Raw genomic sequence first — 14,057 nt, 5'->3', positions numbered from 1 at the left:
CTACCTACCCCCAGCCGAGTACGCTCGACAGTGCACCCATCAAATGGAAACCGACGACTCACAGAACGTCCGGACCGAATGAAGGGGGCGGCTCAACCGGTCGGGGTGCGGTCGTTTGATCAGGGCCATACATGAAACCTAGTTTCGGCCGGCCTGCCGAAAACGATCGTTTCCGGCTCTGCGCGGCCAGGCAGTTCGTCGGCGGCCGCAAGAGCAGGGTTCGGTGGCAGCCTCTGCACGAGGTGCTCAGAGCGTCACAACGAACGAGGCGCACTCGGTTGAATCCGCCGGGGCTTGACCCTCTCACGGTGTCAGACTGTGGCCTGGGATCACCATGTTGAGTATCGGAGAGTTCGCCCGCCTCGCCGGCGTTTCGGTGCGGATGCTGCGTCACTACGACCGGCTCGGTCTGCTGCGTCCGCAGAGGGTCGACCCCTTCTCGGGGTACCGCTCCTACGGCGCGTCGCAGTTGGACCGCGCGAATCGACTGGTCGCGCTGAAGGACCTCGGCTTCACGCTGGAGCAGGTCGGCCGCATGCTCGACGACGGAATGTCGTCGAGCGAGGTCGCCGCGCTCCTGCGCGAGCGGCGGGTCGAGCTCGCGGCCCAGATCGATGCGGACCGGCAGCGCCTGCACGAGGTCGAGACGAGACTCCGATCGATCGAGAAGGAGAATCCCATGTCCGAGTACACCGAGACTGCGCTGCCCGAGCTGACGATCGTGCAGCTGTCGGCGAAGGTCGACGAGATGTCCCAGATCGAAGGCGAGATCAGCGGAATGTTCCAGCAAGTCGGCGCGCTGATCGAGGCCGCCGGTGCGACGCGCGTCGGTCCGGGCGTCGCCGTCTACACGACGGTCGACGACGGCATGATCGCCGCGGCGGCGGAGCAGATCGGCGATGCGCCCGTGCCCGATGAACTCGAGCGCGCGGTGGTGCCGCGGCATCCGCGTGCCGTCTCCACCCGCTTCGACGCGGCCGACCTCAGCGGCATTCAGGCCGCGTGGCAGGCGCTCGTCGCCGAGATCGAGCGCCGCGGGCTGCGGTTCGACGGCCCGGCACGCGAGATCTACGAGCAGACGCCCTACGACGGTCCCGGCTCGCGCTGGATCGTCGATCTGCAGCAGCCCGTGGCCTGAGTATCCGGCGGTCGTGCTGCGGGGACGCGAATTGTCGCGCGGTCGCGGTGACGACGACGATTCGGGTCCCTGGAAGCTCCCGACAGGCGGCTCGGGCCTGCGTCACGCGCTCTACCCGGGCTCATCGCCGAGGCCGGTGAGGATGCGGGCGGTGATCGTCCGCAGGTGCTTCTGCTGCGCGGCGGTGAGCCGGTCGAGCACCGCGCGTCTCACCAGATCGACGTGGCCGGGGCCCGCCGCGCGACGGACCTCGGCCCCCGCATCCGTGAGGATCGCGAGGGTGTAACGGCCGTCCGCGGGGTCGGTCTCACGGCGGAGGTATCCGCGCGATTCGAGGCGGGTCGCCGCGCGGGACAAGCGCGAGAGCGAGCTGTGGGCGTACCCGGCAAGCGTGCTCATCCGCAGCCGCCCGTCCTCGGCGCGGGACAGGGCGTAGAGGATGCCGTACTCGAAGTGCGTGAGTGCGGCATCCCGCTGCAACTGGGCGTCCAGCGCCGCGGGCAGCCACTCGAGCAGCGTCGCCAGCGACGACCAGGTCTCGAGGTCGTCGGGGGAGAGGTCGTCGTCCGCAGCCACCTTCCGAGCCTATGTCATGACTTGCTCAGTCAAGTGATCCGGGCTACCGTCACTTGCTCAGTCAAGTGAAAGGCATCATCCATGGACTTCCAGCTGCGTGACACGCGCGCTCTCATCACCGGTTCGACGCAAGGCATCGGCTTCGCGATCGCCGAAGCACTTGCCTTCGAAGGCGCCGCGGTCATCCTCAACGGGAGGGATGCCCCCCGCACGCACGCGGCTGCGGATCGGCTCCGCGCACTCGTCCCCGGAGCAGACGTCAGCGTCGCGCCCGGGGACGTCGCCGACCCGGCGGCGCTCGCCGGCCTTCCCGAGCTCGACATCCTCGTCAACAACGCCGGCGCGTTCGGGCTGAATGAGTTCGCCGACGCGGACGACGCGGAGTGGCAGCGATACCTCGACGTGAACCTGACCGCCGGCGTCCGCCTCTCGCGCCGCGTGCTGCCGGGCATGCTCCAGCGCGGGTGGGGCCGCATTCTCTTCATCGCGAGCGAGTCGGGCGTGAACGTCCCGGCCGACATGATCCCGTACGGCGTCTCGAAGGCGGCGACGATCGCACTCGGAAACGGCCTCGCGAAACTCACGCGGGGCACGCAGGTCACCGTCAACACCGTGCTCGGCGGGCCGACATACTCGGACGGCGTCGCGACCGTGATCGAGTCGATCGCGGCGGCGCAGGGCGTGCCGGCCGACGCCGTCGTGGCATCCGTCATCGGTCGGAACACGACGACGCTGCTGCAGCGCTTCATCCGACCCGAGGAGATCGCGGCGCTCGTCGCGTTCCTGGCGAGTCCGCGTGCGTCGGCGATCAACGGCGCCGCGCTCCGCGCCGACGGGGGGGTGCTGACCGGGATGCTGTGACCCCGGCGTTCCGGGGACGCGAACTGTCGCGTGCAGGCCGCCCGCGCGACGAGTCGCGTCCCCGGAACCCGGTCAGCGCACGTTCCAGGGACGCGAACTGTCGCCTCGCCGTCGCCCGCGCGACGAGTCGGGTCCCCGGAACCCGGGCAGCGCATTCCAGGGCCGCGAACTGTCGCGTGCGCGCCGTCCGAGCGACGAATCGCGTCCCCGGAACGGCCCCCGGCCCCCGCGCCCCGCGTCAGAAGACGATCGTGTGGTTCCCGTGGCGGATGACGCGGTCCTCGGAGTGCCAGCGCACCGCGCGGGACAGCACCTGGCGCTCGACGTCGGCGCCGCGGCGGACGAGCTCGGCGGTCGTGTCGGCGTGCGTGACGCGGATCGTGTCCTGCTCGATGATCGGGCCCTCGTCGAGGTCGCCGGTGACGTAGTGGCTCGTCGCGCCGATGAGCTTCACGCCGCGCTCCTTGGCCTTGCGGTACGGCTCGGCACCGATGAAGGCGGGCAGGAACGAGTGGTGGATGTTGATGACCGGCACCGCGAGCTCTTCGAGGAACTCCGGCGACAGGATCTGCATGTACCGGGCGAGCACGACGAAGTCGACGTTGCCCTTCAGCAGCTCGAGGATCTTCGCCTCGGACGCCGACTTGTCGGGGCCGGGCGTCGACGGCACGTGGAAGAACGGCACCCCGAACGAGCGGACGTCCTCCGCCGACGACGTGTGGTTGGAGATGACCATCGGGATGCTGGTGGGCAGCTCGCCGCGACGGTTGCGCCACAGCAGGTCGAGCAGGCAGTGGTCCTGCTTCGACGACAGGATCGCCATGCGCTTGGGCACCGACTGGTCCGTCAGCGACCACTCGAGCTCGAACGGGGCGAGGGTCTCCGCGATCTCCGCCTCGATCGCGGGGCGCTGCGCACCGAAGCCGGGCCGGTGGAACACGACGCGCTGGAAGTACGCGCCGCCCCGGGGGTCGTCGGAGTACTGGTCGAACTGCACGATGTTGCCGCCGATCCGCGTGATCATCGCCGAGACGGCGGCGATGATCCCCGGGCTGTCCTTGCCGTGCACGATGAGGCAGGCGTGGTCGGGGTGGAGCTGCGGGGCGGGCGACGTCATCCCTCGATTCTGCCCTGTGAGATGACGGATGCCGACCGCGTGACGCGCGGCATCCGTCAGCGCACGCCCTTCATGAGCGACAGCACCGGCTTCACGCAGACGAGCAGCAGCACGCCCATCGCGATCGAGATCCCGCCGAGCGTCGCGAAGTACGGCACCTCGTTCGTCGGGTCGTACAGCGTCGCGAGCTGACCGGCGATCGCGGTGCCGAGCGACACCGAGAGGAAGAACAGCGCGACCATCTGCGTCTGGAACCGCTCCGGCGCGAGCTTCGTCGCCGCCGACAAGCCGACCGGCGAGAGCATCAGCTCCGCGATCGTGAAGACGAGCAGGATGCCGACGATCGCCAGCAGCGGCGTCGAGTTCGCCCCGCCACCGGCGAACGGCAGGAAGAGCAGGAACGCGACACCCATGACGGCGACACCCAGCGCGAACTTCACCGGGGTCGAGGGCTGACGCGAGCCGAGCTTCGACCAGACGGCCGTGAACACGCCCGCCAGCAGGATGATGAACACCGGGTTGATCGACTGCACCCGAGGTTGTGTCGCACCCCGCGCGGGTGTATCAGTCCGCGTCAGCGGCGCGCGTCGCGTGCCGGTCGGCGACAAGGGTGTCGCGCACGCGACGACGGAGCACCTTGCCGATGAGGGATTTCGGCAGCTCCTCCCAGACGACGTAGGTCGTCGGCCGCTTGTACTCCGCGAGCCGCTCACGAGCCAGCTCGCGTGCGGCGGCCTCGTCGAAGGCGGCACCGTCCTCCAAGACGACGACCGCCGTGACGACCTCGGCGCCACCGCCGCGGGGGATGCCGACGACCGCCGTCTCGGCGACGCCCGGCGTCCCGGTCACGACCTGCTCGACCTCCGACGGGGCGACGTTGAAGCCGCCCGTGATGATGAGCTCCTTCGTGCGGTCGACGACCGTGACGAAGCCGTCCTCGTCCTGCTGCACGAGATCGCCGGTGCGCACCCAGCCGCCCTCGAGCAGTGTCGCCGCCGTCTCCTCGGGGCGGTTCCAGTAGCCGGCGAACACCTGCGGCCCGTGGATGAGCAGTTCGCCGGTCTCTCCCTGCGCCACCTCGCGGGTCGGTTCCTCCGGGTCGACGACCTTGATGTCGGTGGAGGGGAACGGGATGCCGATGGCCCCGATGCGGCGCGACTCGTCGAACGGGTTGGCCAGGGCGATCGGGCTCGTCTCGGTGAGGCCGTACCCCTCGTTGAGCATGCTGCCGGCGAGCTTCTCCCAGCGCGAGACGACCGCGGGCGTGAGGGTCATCGCACCCGAGATCGAATACACGACGCGGCTCAGGTCGAGGTCGCCGTCGCGGGCGACCCGGGCCAGCCGGTCGAACATCGGCGGGACGGCGGGGATGAACGTCGGAGGGAACCGCTTCGCGGCATCCACCACCAGTTCAGGGTCGAACGTCGGGAACAGGACGGCGCGCGACCCGGTCTCGACGGAGTAGATGACCGACAGCAGCAGCCCGAACGAGTGGAACATGGGAAGCAGCCCGTAGATGCTGCCCTCGCCGTGTCGGAAGTCGGGCATCCACGCGGCGCCCATGCGAGCGTTGGCCCACAGGTTGCCGTGGGTGATCATGGCGCCCTTCGGCGCCCCGGTGGTCCCCGAGGTGTACTGCAGGCAGGCGAGGTCGTCGCGGCTCGGCCGCGGATGGCTCGCGGCCAGGGCGGGAGAGTTCTCGAGCCGCCCGAACGGGATAGTCCCGGGTGCGGCGCCCGTGAGCTTGGCGCGCGACTCCCGGGCCTTCGCGACGGGGAGGCGCAGCAGCATCCGCGTCGTCAGCGGCATCGCGGTGGTCACGTCGACCGAGACGACGTCGCGGATGCCGAGCTCGGCCGGCAGCGACTGCACGAGCGGCGCCACCTTGTCCCACGCGATGACGGTGCGCGCGCCGTGGTCGCGGAACTGCACCTCGAGCTCGTCCCGCGTGTAGAGCGGGTTGTGCTCGACGACGACGGCACCGAGCCGCAGCACCGCGTAGAACGCGATGACGTGCTGCGGGGCGTTGGGCATGATCAGCGCGACGCGGTCGCCGGCGCCGACGCCGAGCTTCCGCAGGCCCTCGGCGACGCGCGCGACCCGCGCCCCGAGCTCGTCGTAGGTCACCGTCCGGCCGAAGAACGCGATCGCGTCGCGCTCGCCGTACTGGGCGACGCGCTGCTCGAGCAGGTCGACGAGCGAGCCCGTGACGGGTTCGATGTCGACCGGCGTGCCGGCGGCGTAGAAGCGGTTCCAGGCGCGGGTCTCGTTCAGGTGCACGGCGACGATCCTAAGCAGCGGAGGTGGCGAGCGCGTGCCCCTTGCTCGCGAGGGGCACGCGCGCAAGCGGTCGCGGCGACGGATGCGGCCTGCGACGCTCGAGCGATGATCACCGATGCGCACCCCGCCCCCCGGGACCACGACGCCCGCTTCTTCGGCGACCTGCCCCGCACGGACTACGGGGTCGTCGTCGGCAACTGCCAGGCCGAATCGGTGCGCCTCGTCCTCGATTCCGACGAGCTGCCGCTCGTGCGCGTCCCTCCCGTGTACCTGCTGGATGCCGCCGCGACCCGCCGCCTGCACGAGGTGGTCGCGGGCGCCGCGGCGCTCATCGCGCAGCCGGTGAAGGACGACTACCACGGGCTTCCCCTGGGGACGCGGCAGCTCGCGGCATCCCTCCCGCCGTCGGGCCGGGCAGTCACGTTCCCGATCGTCCGCTTCACCGGCCTGCACCCCTTCCAGGCCGCGCTGCACGTGCCGGGCGTCGAGGAGACGCCGCCGCTCGTCGCGTACCACGACGTCCGCACGCTCGCGCTGGCGGCCGGGGCGCCGGTGCGGGAGCGGCTCGACCCCGACGGCGTGCGCGCCGAGGCCGCCGCCTCGCTCGCCGAACTCCGCCGGCGCGAGGAGACCCTCGACGTCGCGGCGTCGGATCTGTTCGCCGAGCCCCGGTTCGACCTCGTCCGCACGGTGAACCATCCGGGCAACGGGGTGATCCTCGCGCTCGGCGACCGGATCCTGCGTGCGCTCGGCCGCGACGGTGCCGCGCGCGACCCGGGCCGACCCCTCCTGAACGCGGTCCACGCGCCGCGCGAGGACTGGGTGATCGACGCGTGGGGTCTCGACGCCGACGCGGTCCCGGACTGGACGGTCGACGGGCGACGCGTCGACCCCGCCGAGGTCCGCGACGCGCACCTCGCCTGGTACCGGGAGCACCCGCAATTCGTCCGCGGCGCGGTCGACCGGCTGCGGCCCACGCTGGAGCGCTGGCGCCGCTGATCGGCGTAGCGTGGCGGCATGGCTGACGGGCTCGACATCCGCGAACTGCACACGATCGACGAGATGGTCGCCGCGAGCGGCGTGTTCGAAGCTGTCTGGGGTTCGCCCGACGGCGGGATGCCGCCCAACCTGCTGCGGGCTCTCGAACACTCCGGCAACTACGTCGTCGGGGTGTACGACGGCGACCGCATGATCGCGGCGTCGGCGGCGTTCTTCGGGCCCCCGGCATCCCGCAGCATGCACTCCCACGTCACGGGTGTGCTCCCCGATGCGCAGGCGCGGGGGATCGGGCGGGCGTTGAAGGCGCACCAGCGCGAGTGGGCGTTCGCGCGCGAGGTCGGCACGATCACCTGGACCTTCGACCCGCTCATCGCCCGCAACGCGCACTTCAACCTCGCGGTCCTCGGCGCGCGGGTCACCGACTACCTCGTCGACCACTACGGCGACATGGGCGACGCGATCAACAGCGGCGACGAGAGCGACCGGCTGCACGTCGCGTGGCACCTCGCCTCGCCGGAGCCCACGCCCGACGCAGCCGAGGTGGTCGCAATCGTCGCGGTCCCGACCGACGTCGAGGCGCTCCGTCGGACGGATCCGGATGCCGCGGCCCGGGCGCGCCACGAGGTGCGCGCCGCGTTCCGGGCGCAGCTCGACGCGGGTCTCGTCGTGGGCGGGTTCCGCACCGGCGAGGGCTACCTCTTCGTCCGGCCGTGACGCCGCGCGTAGCCTGAGCCCATGCCGCTCGCCCAGCCCGCCGCATCCGTCCGCCTCGACCAAATCGAGTTGCGGGTCCTGCGCATCCCGCTCGTCGCGCCGTTCACGACGTCGTTCGGGACCATGACCGATCGCGAGGTCATCGTCGTGCGCGCGCGGACCGACGCGGGCGACGGCTGGGGCGAGATCGTCACGCAGAGCGCGCCAGTCTACTCGAGCGAGTACACGCAGGGCGCCTGGGACGTCGCGACCCGCTGGCTCGGCCCGGCCCTGCTGCACCGCGGTGAGCTCGCTCCCGAGCAGGTCGCCCCGACGCTCGATCCGTTCGTCGGCCACCGCATGGCGAAGGCCGGTCTCGAGCTCGCCGTCCTCGACGCGGCGCTGCGCTCCGAGGGACGCTCGTTCGCGTCGTACCTCGGCGCCACGGCGGCGACGATCCCGTCGGGGGTGAGCGTCGGCATCCAATCCGACCCGGCGGCGCTCGTCGAGACCGTCCGCGGCTACCTCGACGAGGGGTACGTCCGCATCAAGATCAAGATCAAGCCCGGTCGCGACATCGCCGAGACGGATGCCGTGCGTTCCGCGTTCCCCGAGATCCCGCTGCAGGTCGACGCGAACTCCGCCTACACCCTCGCCGACGCCGACACCCTGGCGCAGCTCGACCGCTTCGGTCTGCTGCTCATCGAGCAGCCGCTGCAGGAGGACGACATCGTCGACCACGCCGCCCTCGCCCAGCAGCTGAAGACCCCGATCTGCCTCGACGAGTCGATCACCTCGGTGAAGGCCGCGCGTGACGCGCTGGCCCTCGGCGCGACGACCGTGATCAACGTCAAGGCGGGCCGCGTCGGCGGTTACCTCGAGGCGCTCCGCATCGCCGACCTCTGCGAGGCGGCGGGGATCCCGGTGTGGTGCGGCGGCATGCTCGAAACCGGCATCGGACGTGCCGCGAACGCGGCGCTCGCCGCGCACCCTGCGTTCACGCTGCCGGGCGACGTCTCGGCATCCGCTCGGTTCTACACGGAGGACATCGTGACGGAGCCAGCCGTGCTCGAGGACGGGCACGTGCGGGTACCGACCGGTCCCGGGTTGGGCGTCGAGGTCGACCTCGACGCGCTCGAGCGGTTCACCGTGGCGCGCGAGACGCTGCGGCGCTGAGGGCGCTCAGGCGGGCGTCACCACCAGATGCCGCCGCCGAGCGAGATCCCACCCCAGGTGAGCAGGACGAAGATGCCCGCGAAGACGACGGGGGCGATGCCCTTCCCCCGCCGGGCGAGACCCTTCAGCAGAGCGATGACGACGAGCACGGCCGCGATGAGCGACAGTCCGCCGCCGAGGATCAGCCCGATGAAGGCCGGAATCGGCATGAGGATGAGGCCGAGGAGCCCCACCCAGAAGGCGGCCCAGGCGGTCGGGTTCGAGCGGCGTTCGGTGGCGTAGGACATGGATCCATCCTCCCCTGAGGCGTCGGATGCCGCGATGGGGCTGTCCCGAATCGTGCGGCGTGCTAGTGCACCCGCTCTTGTCTCGGCGCCGCCTTGTCAGCGCGGCAGCGAGGGGTGCGCTTCGTGCGGGTCGCGTCGCTGCGGGATGAACAGGGCGACGCCGAGCGCGACGACGGCGGCGCCGAGTCCCAGCGCGAAGGAGACCTGGAAGGCGGCGGGGGTCGGTACGGCGACCCCGTTCTGCACGGTCGACAGTCCTGCGAGGACGGCGCCGACGACGGCCGCCGCGATCGACGTGCCGAGCGAGCGGAACAGCGCATTCAGCCCGTTCGAGGCACCCGTCTCGCTCTGCGGCACCGAGCGCATGATGAGCATCGGCATGCCGGCGTACCCGAACCCGATGCCCACGCCGATGAGCAGGTTCGCAACGAGGATGTGCCACACCTCCGACGCCCACAGCAGCGAGTACGCGTAGGCCACGATCAGCGCGCTCGCGCCCATGATCAGCAGCACGCGCGGTCCGATCGTGCGGGCGAGGCGTCCCGAGAACGGCGACAGCATCATCATCACGAGGCCTGCGGGCATGACGATGAGGCTGGCCTGGAAGAGGGTGAGCCCGAATCCGCCGACGGATGCCGGCAGTTCGAGCATCTGCGGATACGACACGTTCGAGCCGAACAGCGAGAAGCCCATCGCCACCGAGGCGAGGTTCGTCAGCAGCACGGCCGGCCGCGCGGCGACACGCAGGTCGAGGAGCGGCTCGCGGATGCGCAGCTCGAACCAGCCCCACAGCAGCAGGACCGCGACCCCGCCGAGGCCGAGCGCGAGGGTCGCGGGCGACGTCCAGCCCCACTCGTTGCCGCGCGACACGGCGAGCAGCACACCGGTGAGGCCGACGGCGAGCCCGGCGGCGCCGGCGAAGTCGAAGCGTCCCGCCGTGCGCAGGACGCTCGGCGGCACGATGAGGGCGACGAGCACGAACACCACCGCGCCGAGCCCCGCGGCCATCCAGAACAGCACGTGCCAGTCGCTCGTCTCGGTGATGATCGCGCTGACCGGCATGCCGACCGCGCCGCCGACACCGAGCGTCGCCGACATGAGGGCGATCGCGGCATCCACCCGGTCCTCGTGCAGCACGTCGCGCATGATCGAGATCCCGAGCGGCACGACACCCGTCACGGCACCCTGCAGCGCACGCCCGACGATCACGCCGCCGATCCCGGGGGAGAGGGCGGCGATCACGGAACCCACGATGAGCAGGCCGAGCAGCACCAGCACGATGCGGCGCTTGCCGTACATGTCGCCGAGGCGCCCCGCGATCGGGGTGAAGACGGCCGCGGCCAGCAGGGTCGCCGTCACGACCCACGCCGTGTCCTCCCGGCTCGCGTTCAGCAACTCGGGCAGCTTCGACTGGATCGGCACCACGAGGGTGAACATGAACGACGACGCGAGACCCGCGATCGCCAGCACCGCGACGATCGCGCCCTGTCGTGGCATCCGGGTCAGTCTGCGTCTGTCGTCCGGGCCATCCCTTCAGGCTATCCGCGGCGCGCGCTGCCGGACGCGCTCAGCCCGCGCTGCGCCAGGCGTCGGACTCGAGGTGCGACCCGGCCTGCGGCCCCATCTGCAGCATCCCGCCGTCGACGACCCACGTCGCCCCGGTGACGTACGACGACGCCGGCGACGCGAGGAAGGCGATCACGTCCGCGATCTCCTCCGGCTTACCCGGACGCGGGATCGGGATGCCGGGGCGATGCGTGTTCTCGGCGTCCTCGGCATCCATGTCGTTGATCGGTGTCGCGATCTCGCCGGGGGCGACCGAGTTGACCGTGATGCCCTTCGCGCCGAGTTCCTGCGCCATCGTCTTCACGAGGCCCTCGAGGCCGTGCTTCGACGCGACGTACGCGGCCGACCCGACCCGCGGCTGCGAGCCGTGCACGCTCGTCACCGCGATGATGCGTCCCTCCTGACCGGCATGCGCCATCAGCGTCGCCGCCGTGTGCATCCCGACGAACGCGCCGTCGAGGTTGAGGCCGACGACCTGACGCCACCCCTCGATGTCCATCTCGAGGAAGGGGCCGCCGGTCCCGCCGCCGGCGTTGTTGACGAAGACGTCCAGCCCACCGAGCTCGGCGGCGAGGCCGCGGATGACGCCGGGCACCGAGTCGAGGTCGGTCGCGTCGAACTGGGCGACGACGGCGTTCCGGCCGCGGCGGCGCACCTCGGCGGCGGTCTCCTCGGCGCCCTCCTGGTCGGAGTGCCACGTGACCCCGACGTCCATGCCGGCGTCGGCGAGGGCGAGGGCGGTCGCCCGTCCGATGCCGGAGTCGGAGGCGGTCACGATGGCGCGGCGAGGGGTGAAGGTCATGCCGCCGACGCTACGGACCGCGCCGCGGACAGGGGGCGGGGTTGACAGCGGCGGGCCGCCCCGCAACACCCGTCCGCGTCAGCGCCCCGCAGCCGCCTGCAGCCGCTTGACCTCTTCCTCGGACAGCAGTGCACGCGGCATGACCGCGACCCCGCCGGCCCACGAGCCGACCTTCAGCAGGAGCGCGTCGCCGACCGCATCCACCCTGCGGAACGCCGTCAACCGGATCTCACTCGTTCCCAGCGCCGACGTGGCGTGCAGCGCGTCGTCGGTGAGGGTCGCGGTGGCGACGGAGCCGACCGGGTACGCCCGGAGGATGGAGGATCGCACCGCCACCCACGACACGATGACCGTCGCGCTGATGAGGACGACGAGCGCGACGCCCACCCACGCGGCGCCGTCGCTGCCGGTCGCGGTGAGGAACACGCTCAGCGCCACGACGACGGCGGTCACGCTCAGGAGCAGGATCCACGACGGGCGACGAAGCTGCCAGCGCAGGAACCCGCGCGCCAGTCGGGGTGCCAGGTGCTCGTCGACGACGAGCGACCTGGCCCCCTCGGCTGAGGTCACACGGCGTCCGGGGACGGCGCGGCGGGCGCGGCCGGCTCGGCGGCCGGGGCGGTCGCGGACTCGGCGACCGGCGCCGCGGGCTCCGCCGACGCACGGCGGCGCAGCGGGGCGGAAGCCTGCGCGTCCTGCTCCTGCTGCAGCCCCTGGGCGATGCCGCGGCCGGTGGCCTGGCCCTGGATGATGCCGCGCAGGTCGATGCCCGTCGCCGCCTGAACGGCGTCGAAGGTGGCGCGCATGCTTGAGGCGCTCTCGCCGGCGATGTGGCTCGACGCGCCCTCGCCGCCGAGGACCGTGATCGACCCGACCTTGTCGAAGCCGCGGGCGAACTCGGTCATGAGCGGCACGAGGGCCTCGATCGCGCGTTGTGCGAGCAGTGCCTCCTGGTTCTGCGCGATGGCCGCGGCTTCGGCCTTGATCGCCTCGGCGCGGGCCTCACCCTCGAGCCGGATCGCGTCGGCCTCGGCCTGGGCGCGAAGGCGCGTCGCCTCGGCTTCCTGGGCCGCGATCTGCGCGCGGGCCTCGGCGGCCTTGACCTGCGTGTATGCGTCGGCGTCCGCCGAGCGCTGGCGCTCGTAGAGCGACGCGTCGGCGACCTTCTTGACGTCGGCGTCGAGCTGGGCCTGACGGTTCTCGGCCTGCTGCAGGAGGACGGCCTGCTCGCGCTCGGCGCGGGCGAGGGCCTCGGCCTGCTCGGCCTCGGCGCGGGCGCGGCCGACCTCGGCGGAGGCCTGGGCAGTGTTGCGGTCGTACGCGGTCTGCTCGACGAGGTTCGCCTCGTCGGTGGCGATCTGACGCGCCTTGACCTCGCGGGCCGCGTTGATGCGGGCGACCTCGGCCTCGCGGCGCACGCGTTCGACCTCGGTGGCGCCGAGGGCGTCGATGTAGCCGTTCTTGTCGGTGACGCCCTGGATCTGGAACGAGTCGAGGATGAGGCCCTGGGCGAGCAGGTCGCTCTTGATGCCCTCGGCGATCTGGTCCGACAGCTTCTGCCGGTCCTTCATGAGCTGCTCGACGGTCAGGGTCGCGACCACGCCGCGCAGCGCACCCTCGAGCTGCTCGGTGGTGAACTGCTCGATCGCGCCGTCCTGCGAGAGGAAGCGCTCGGCCGCGCGACGGACGAATTCGGGGTCGGAGCCGATCTTGACGAGGGCGACACCGCTGACGTTCACGGTGACGCCGTTGGATGCCTGGGCCGTCGGCTCCATCTTGATCTGGCGCGCGCGCAGCGAGATCATCTCGGCGCGCTGCGTGAGCGGGTTGACCAGGGCGCCGCCGCCGGTGATCACCGAGATGCGGGACGAGTCACCCGCCGCGTTCTTCTGATTGCGGCCGACGATGACGAGCGCCTGGTCGGCCTTCGCGACCTTGTACCAGGCGCGCAGCACCACCATGAAGATGATGATGAAGACGATGACGGCGACGACGATGATGCCGCCGACCACAAACGCGCCTCCCGCGATGAGTGCATCCATACGTGAGTTCCCCCGTGAGTCTCGATGTCCTTCGTGTGGCACGGCGAACGTGCCCACGTCGAACGTATCGGTTACTCCAGCCGCGTGACGAGGTTCGCGGCATCCCGCCCCTGCCCCTACGCTGGCGCCATGACGATGCCGCCGCCCCCGCCGCCCGCGCAGCCGTACCCGGTCGCGCCGCCGCTGCGTCCCGAGGACGAGAAGCTGTGGGCGACGCTGACCCACCTGAGCGGCATCTTCCTCTCGTTCGTGGGCGCGCTCGTCGTCTACCTCGTGCTGCGCGACCGGGGGCCGTTCATCCGCGCCCACAGCGCCGCCGCCCTGAACTTCCAGCTCACGGTGCTGATCGCCGTGTTCGTGTGCATCCCGCTGTCGTTCATCGGAATCGGTTTCCTGCTGCTGCTCGCGGTGGGCGTCTACGCCCTCGTGATCGAGATCGTTGCGGCCGTGAAGGCGAGCCAGGGGCAGTGGTACACGCCGCCCCTCAGCATCCGCTTCGTCTCCTGACCCTCGTCGAGCG

Annotated in this window: 14 protein-coding genes and 1 pseudogene; 6 read left to right on the top strand and 9 right to left on the bottom strand. The window is 71.3% G+C overall.

All coding sequences use genetic code 11. The features are described from left to right. Window positions 1-334 precede the first annotated feature (334 nt). Window positions 335-1,138, top strand: coding sequence for a MerR family transcriptional regulator (locus ACPEH2_RS11785; protein ID WP_359919617.1), 804 nt, complete (start codon window positions 335-337; stop codon window positions 1,136-1,138). 111 nt (window positions 1,139-1,249) lie between these two features. Here the strand turns inward: ACPEH2_RS11785 and ACPEH2_RS11780 are convergent, their stop codons facing one another. Then, complete coding sequence (locus tag ACPEH2_RS11780; protein WP_423718793.1) at window positions 1,250-1,714, bottom strand: MarR family winged helix-turn-helix transcriptional regulator; 465 nt, start codon at window positions 1,712-1,714, stop codon at window positions 1,250-1,252. 81 nt (window positions 1,715-1,795) lie between these two features. On the opposite strand from ACPEH2_RS11780, the gene ACPEH2_RS11775 reads away from it, so the two are divergent. Next, window positions 1,796-2,575, top strand: a complete 780-nt coding sequence (locus ACPEH2_RS11775) for an SDR family NAD(P)-dependent oxidoreductase (RefSeq protein WP_423718792.1) — start codon at window positions 1,796-1,798, stop codon at window positions 2,573-2,575. A gap of 238 nt (window positions 2,576-2,813) precedes the next feature. Here ACPEH2_RS11775 and purU read toward each other — a convergent pair whose 3' ends face one another. The 3 genes and pseudogenes from purU to ACPEH2_RS11760 all read right to left on the bottom strand — a co-directional run bounded on the left by purU (window position 2,814) and on the right by ACPEH2_RS11760 (window position 5,972). Continuing rightward, on the bottom strand, window positions 2,814-3,692 hold the full coding sequence (gene purU / locus ACPEH2_RS11770) for a formyltetrahydrofolate deformylase (protein ID WP_064003436.1): 879 nt from the start codon (window positions 3,690-3,692) through the stop codon (window positions 2,814-2,816). Between the two features lie 56 nt (window positions 3,693-3,748). Continuing rightward, window positions 3,749-4,225, bottom strand: a pseudogene (locus tag ACPEH2_RS11765) (MFS transporter); the annotation flags it as partial. 31 nt (window positions 4,226-4,256) lie between these two features. Then, on the bottom strand, window positions 4,257-5,972 hold the full coding sequence (locus ACPEH2_RS11760; RefSeq protein ID WP_423718791.1) for a long-chain-fatty-acid--CoA ligase: 1,716 nt from the start codon (window positions 5,970-5,972) through the stop codon (window positions 4,257-4,259). A 105-nt stretch (window positions 5,973-6,077) separates the two neighbouring features. Between ACPEH2_RS11760 and ACPEH2_RS11755 the strand changes: the two genes are divergently transcribed. From ACPEH2_RS11755 to menC, 3 genes are read left to right on the top strand one after another with little or no spacing between them, the layout of a single operon-like run. Next, entirely contained in the window at window positions 6,078-6,971 is an 894-nt protein-coding gene (locus ACPEH2_RS11755) for a WcbI family polysaccharide biosynthesis putative acetyltransferase (protein WP_423718790.1), read from the top strand. An 18-nt stretch (window positions 6,972-6,989) separates the two neighbouring features. After that, complete coding sequence (locus ACPEH2_RS11750) at window positions 6,990-7,685, top strand: GNAT family N-acetyltransferase (protein ID WP_423718789.1); 696 nt, start codon at window positions 6,990-6,992, stop codon at window positions 7,683-7,685. A 21-nt stretch (window positions 7,686-7,706) separates the two neighbouring features. After that, the gene (gene menC, locus ACPEH2_RS11745; RefSeq protein ID WP_423718788.1) at window positions 7,707-8,840 is read left to right on the top strand and encodes an o-succinylbenzoate synthase; all 1,134 of its coding nucleotides are present in this window, start codon (window positions 7,707-7,709) and stop codon (window positions 8,838-8,840) included. Between the two features lie 17 nt (window positions 8,841-8,857). Here the strand turns inward: menC and ACPEH2_RS11740 are convergent, their stop codons facing one another. The 5 genes from ACPEH2_RS11740 to ACPEH2_RS11720 form a co-directional block, all read right to left on the bottom strand. Beyond that, on the bottom strand, window positions 8,858-9,127 hold the full coding sequence (locus tag ACPEH2_RS11740; RefSeq protein ID WP_064003430.1) for a hypothetical protein: 270 nt from the start codon (window positions 9,125-9,127) through the stop codon (window positions 8,858-8,860). A gap of 96 nt (window positions 9,128-9,223) precedes the next feature. Next, a complete protein-coding gene (locus ACPEH2_RS11735) occupies window positions 9,224-10,624 on the bottom strand; it encodes an MFS transporter (RefSeq protein WP_423718787.1) in 1,401 nt (466 codons plus the stop codon). Window positions 10,625-10,694: 70 nt separating this feature from the next. Then, window positions 10,695-11,495 carry an SDR family oxidoreductase gene (locus ACPEH2_RS11730; protein ID WP_423718786.1) on the bottom strand — a complete coding sequence of 267 codons (801 nt, stop codon included), beginning with the start codon at window positions 11,493-11,495 and terminating at the stop codon, window positions 10,695-10,697. Window positions 11,496-11,573: 78 nt separating this feature from the next. Continuing rightward, window positions 11,574-12,065, bottom strand: coding sequence for a hypothetical protein (locus ACPEH2_RS11725; protein WP_423718785.1), 492 nt, complete (start codon window positions 12,063-12,065; stop codon window positions 11,574-11,576). Next, entirely contained in the window at window positions 12,062-13,537 is a 1,476-nt protein-coding gene (locus tag ACPEH2_RS11720) for an SPFH domain-containing protein (RefSeq protein ID WP_423718784.1), read from the bottom strand. Before ACPEH2_RS11720 ends, ACPEH2_RS11725 begins: the two co-directional genes overlap by 4 nt. A 129-nt stretch (window positions 13,538-13,666) precedes the next feature. On the opposite strand from ACPEH2_RS11720, the gene ACPEH2_RS11715 reads away from it, so the two are divergent. Continuing rightward, entirely contained in the window at window positions 13,667-14,044 is a 378-nt protein-coding gene (locus ACPEH2_RS11715) for a DUF4870 domain-containing protein (protein WP_423718783.1), read from the top strand. Window positions 14,045-14,057 lie beyond the last annotated feature (13 nt).

Origin of the sequence: Microbacterium sp. NPDC064942, from assembly GCF_049545525.1 — a bacterium.
Classification (GTDB): Bacteria; Actinomycetota; Actinomycetes; order Actinomycetales; family Microbacteriaceae; genus Microbacterium; species Microbacterium gawkjiense.
This window is presented reverse-complemented; position numbering and strand designations above follow the sequence as displayed.

Excerpts from the sequence above, each read along its gene's own strand:
- ACPEH2_RS11785 (WP_359919617.1), top strand. The coding sequence starts at position 335 with ATGTTGAGTATCGGAGAGTTCGCCCGCCTCGCCGGCGTTTCGGTGCGG.
- ACPEH2_RS11775 (WP_423718792.1), top strand. The coding sequence starts at position 1,796 with ATGGACTTCCAGCTGCGTGACACGCGCGCTCTCATCACCGGTTCGACG.
- purU (WP_064003436.1), bottom strand. The coding sequence starts at position 3,692 with ATGACGTCGCCCGCCCCGCAGCTCCACCCCGACCACGCCTGCCTCATC.
- ACPEH2_RS11755 (WP_423718790.1), top strand. The coding sequence starts at position 6,078 with ATGATCACCGATGCGCACCCCGCCCCCCGGGACCACGACGCCCGCTTC.
- ACPEH2_RS11750 (WP_423718789.1), top strand. The coding sequence starts at position 6,990 with ATGGCTGACGGGCTCGACATCCGCGAACTGCACACGATCGACGAGATG.
- menC (WP_423718788.1), top strand. The coding sequence starts at position 7,707 with ATGCCGCTCGCCCAGCCCGCCGCATCCGTCCGCCTCGACCAAATCGAG.
- ACPEH2_RS11740 (WP_064003430.1), bottom strand. The coding sequence starts at position 9,127 with ATGTCCTACGCCACCGAACGCCGCTCGAACCCGACCGCCTGGGCCGCC.
- ACPEH2_RS11735 (WP_423718787.1), bottom strand. The coding sequence starts at position 10,624 with ATGCCACGACAGGGCGCGATCGTCGCGGTGCTGGCGATCGCGGGTCTC.
- ACPEH2_RS11730 (WP_423718786.1), bottom strand. The coding sequence starts at position 11,495 with ATGACCTTCACCCCTCGCCGCGCCATCGTGACCGCCTCCGACTCCGGC.
- ACPEH2_RS11720 (WP_423718784.1), bottom strand. The coding sequence starts at position 13,537 with ATGGATGCACTCATCGCGGGAGGCGCGTTTGTGGTCGGCGGCATCATC.
- ACPEH2_RS11715 (WP_423718783.1), top strand. The coding sequence starts at position 13,667 with ATGACGATGCCGCCGCCCCCGCCGCCCGCGCAGCCGTACCCGGTCGCG.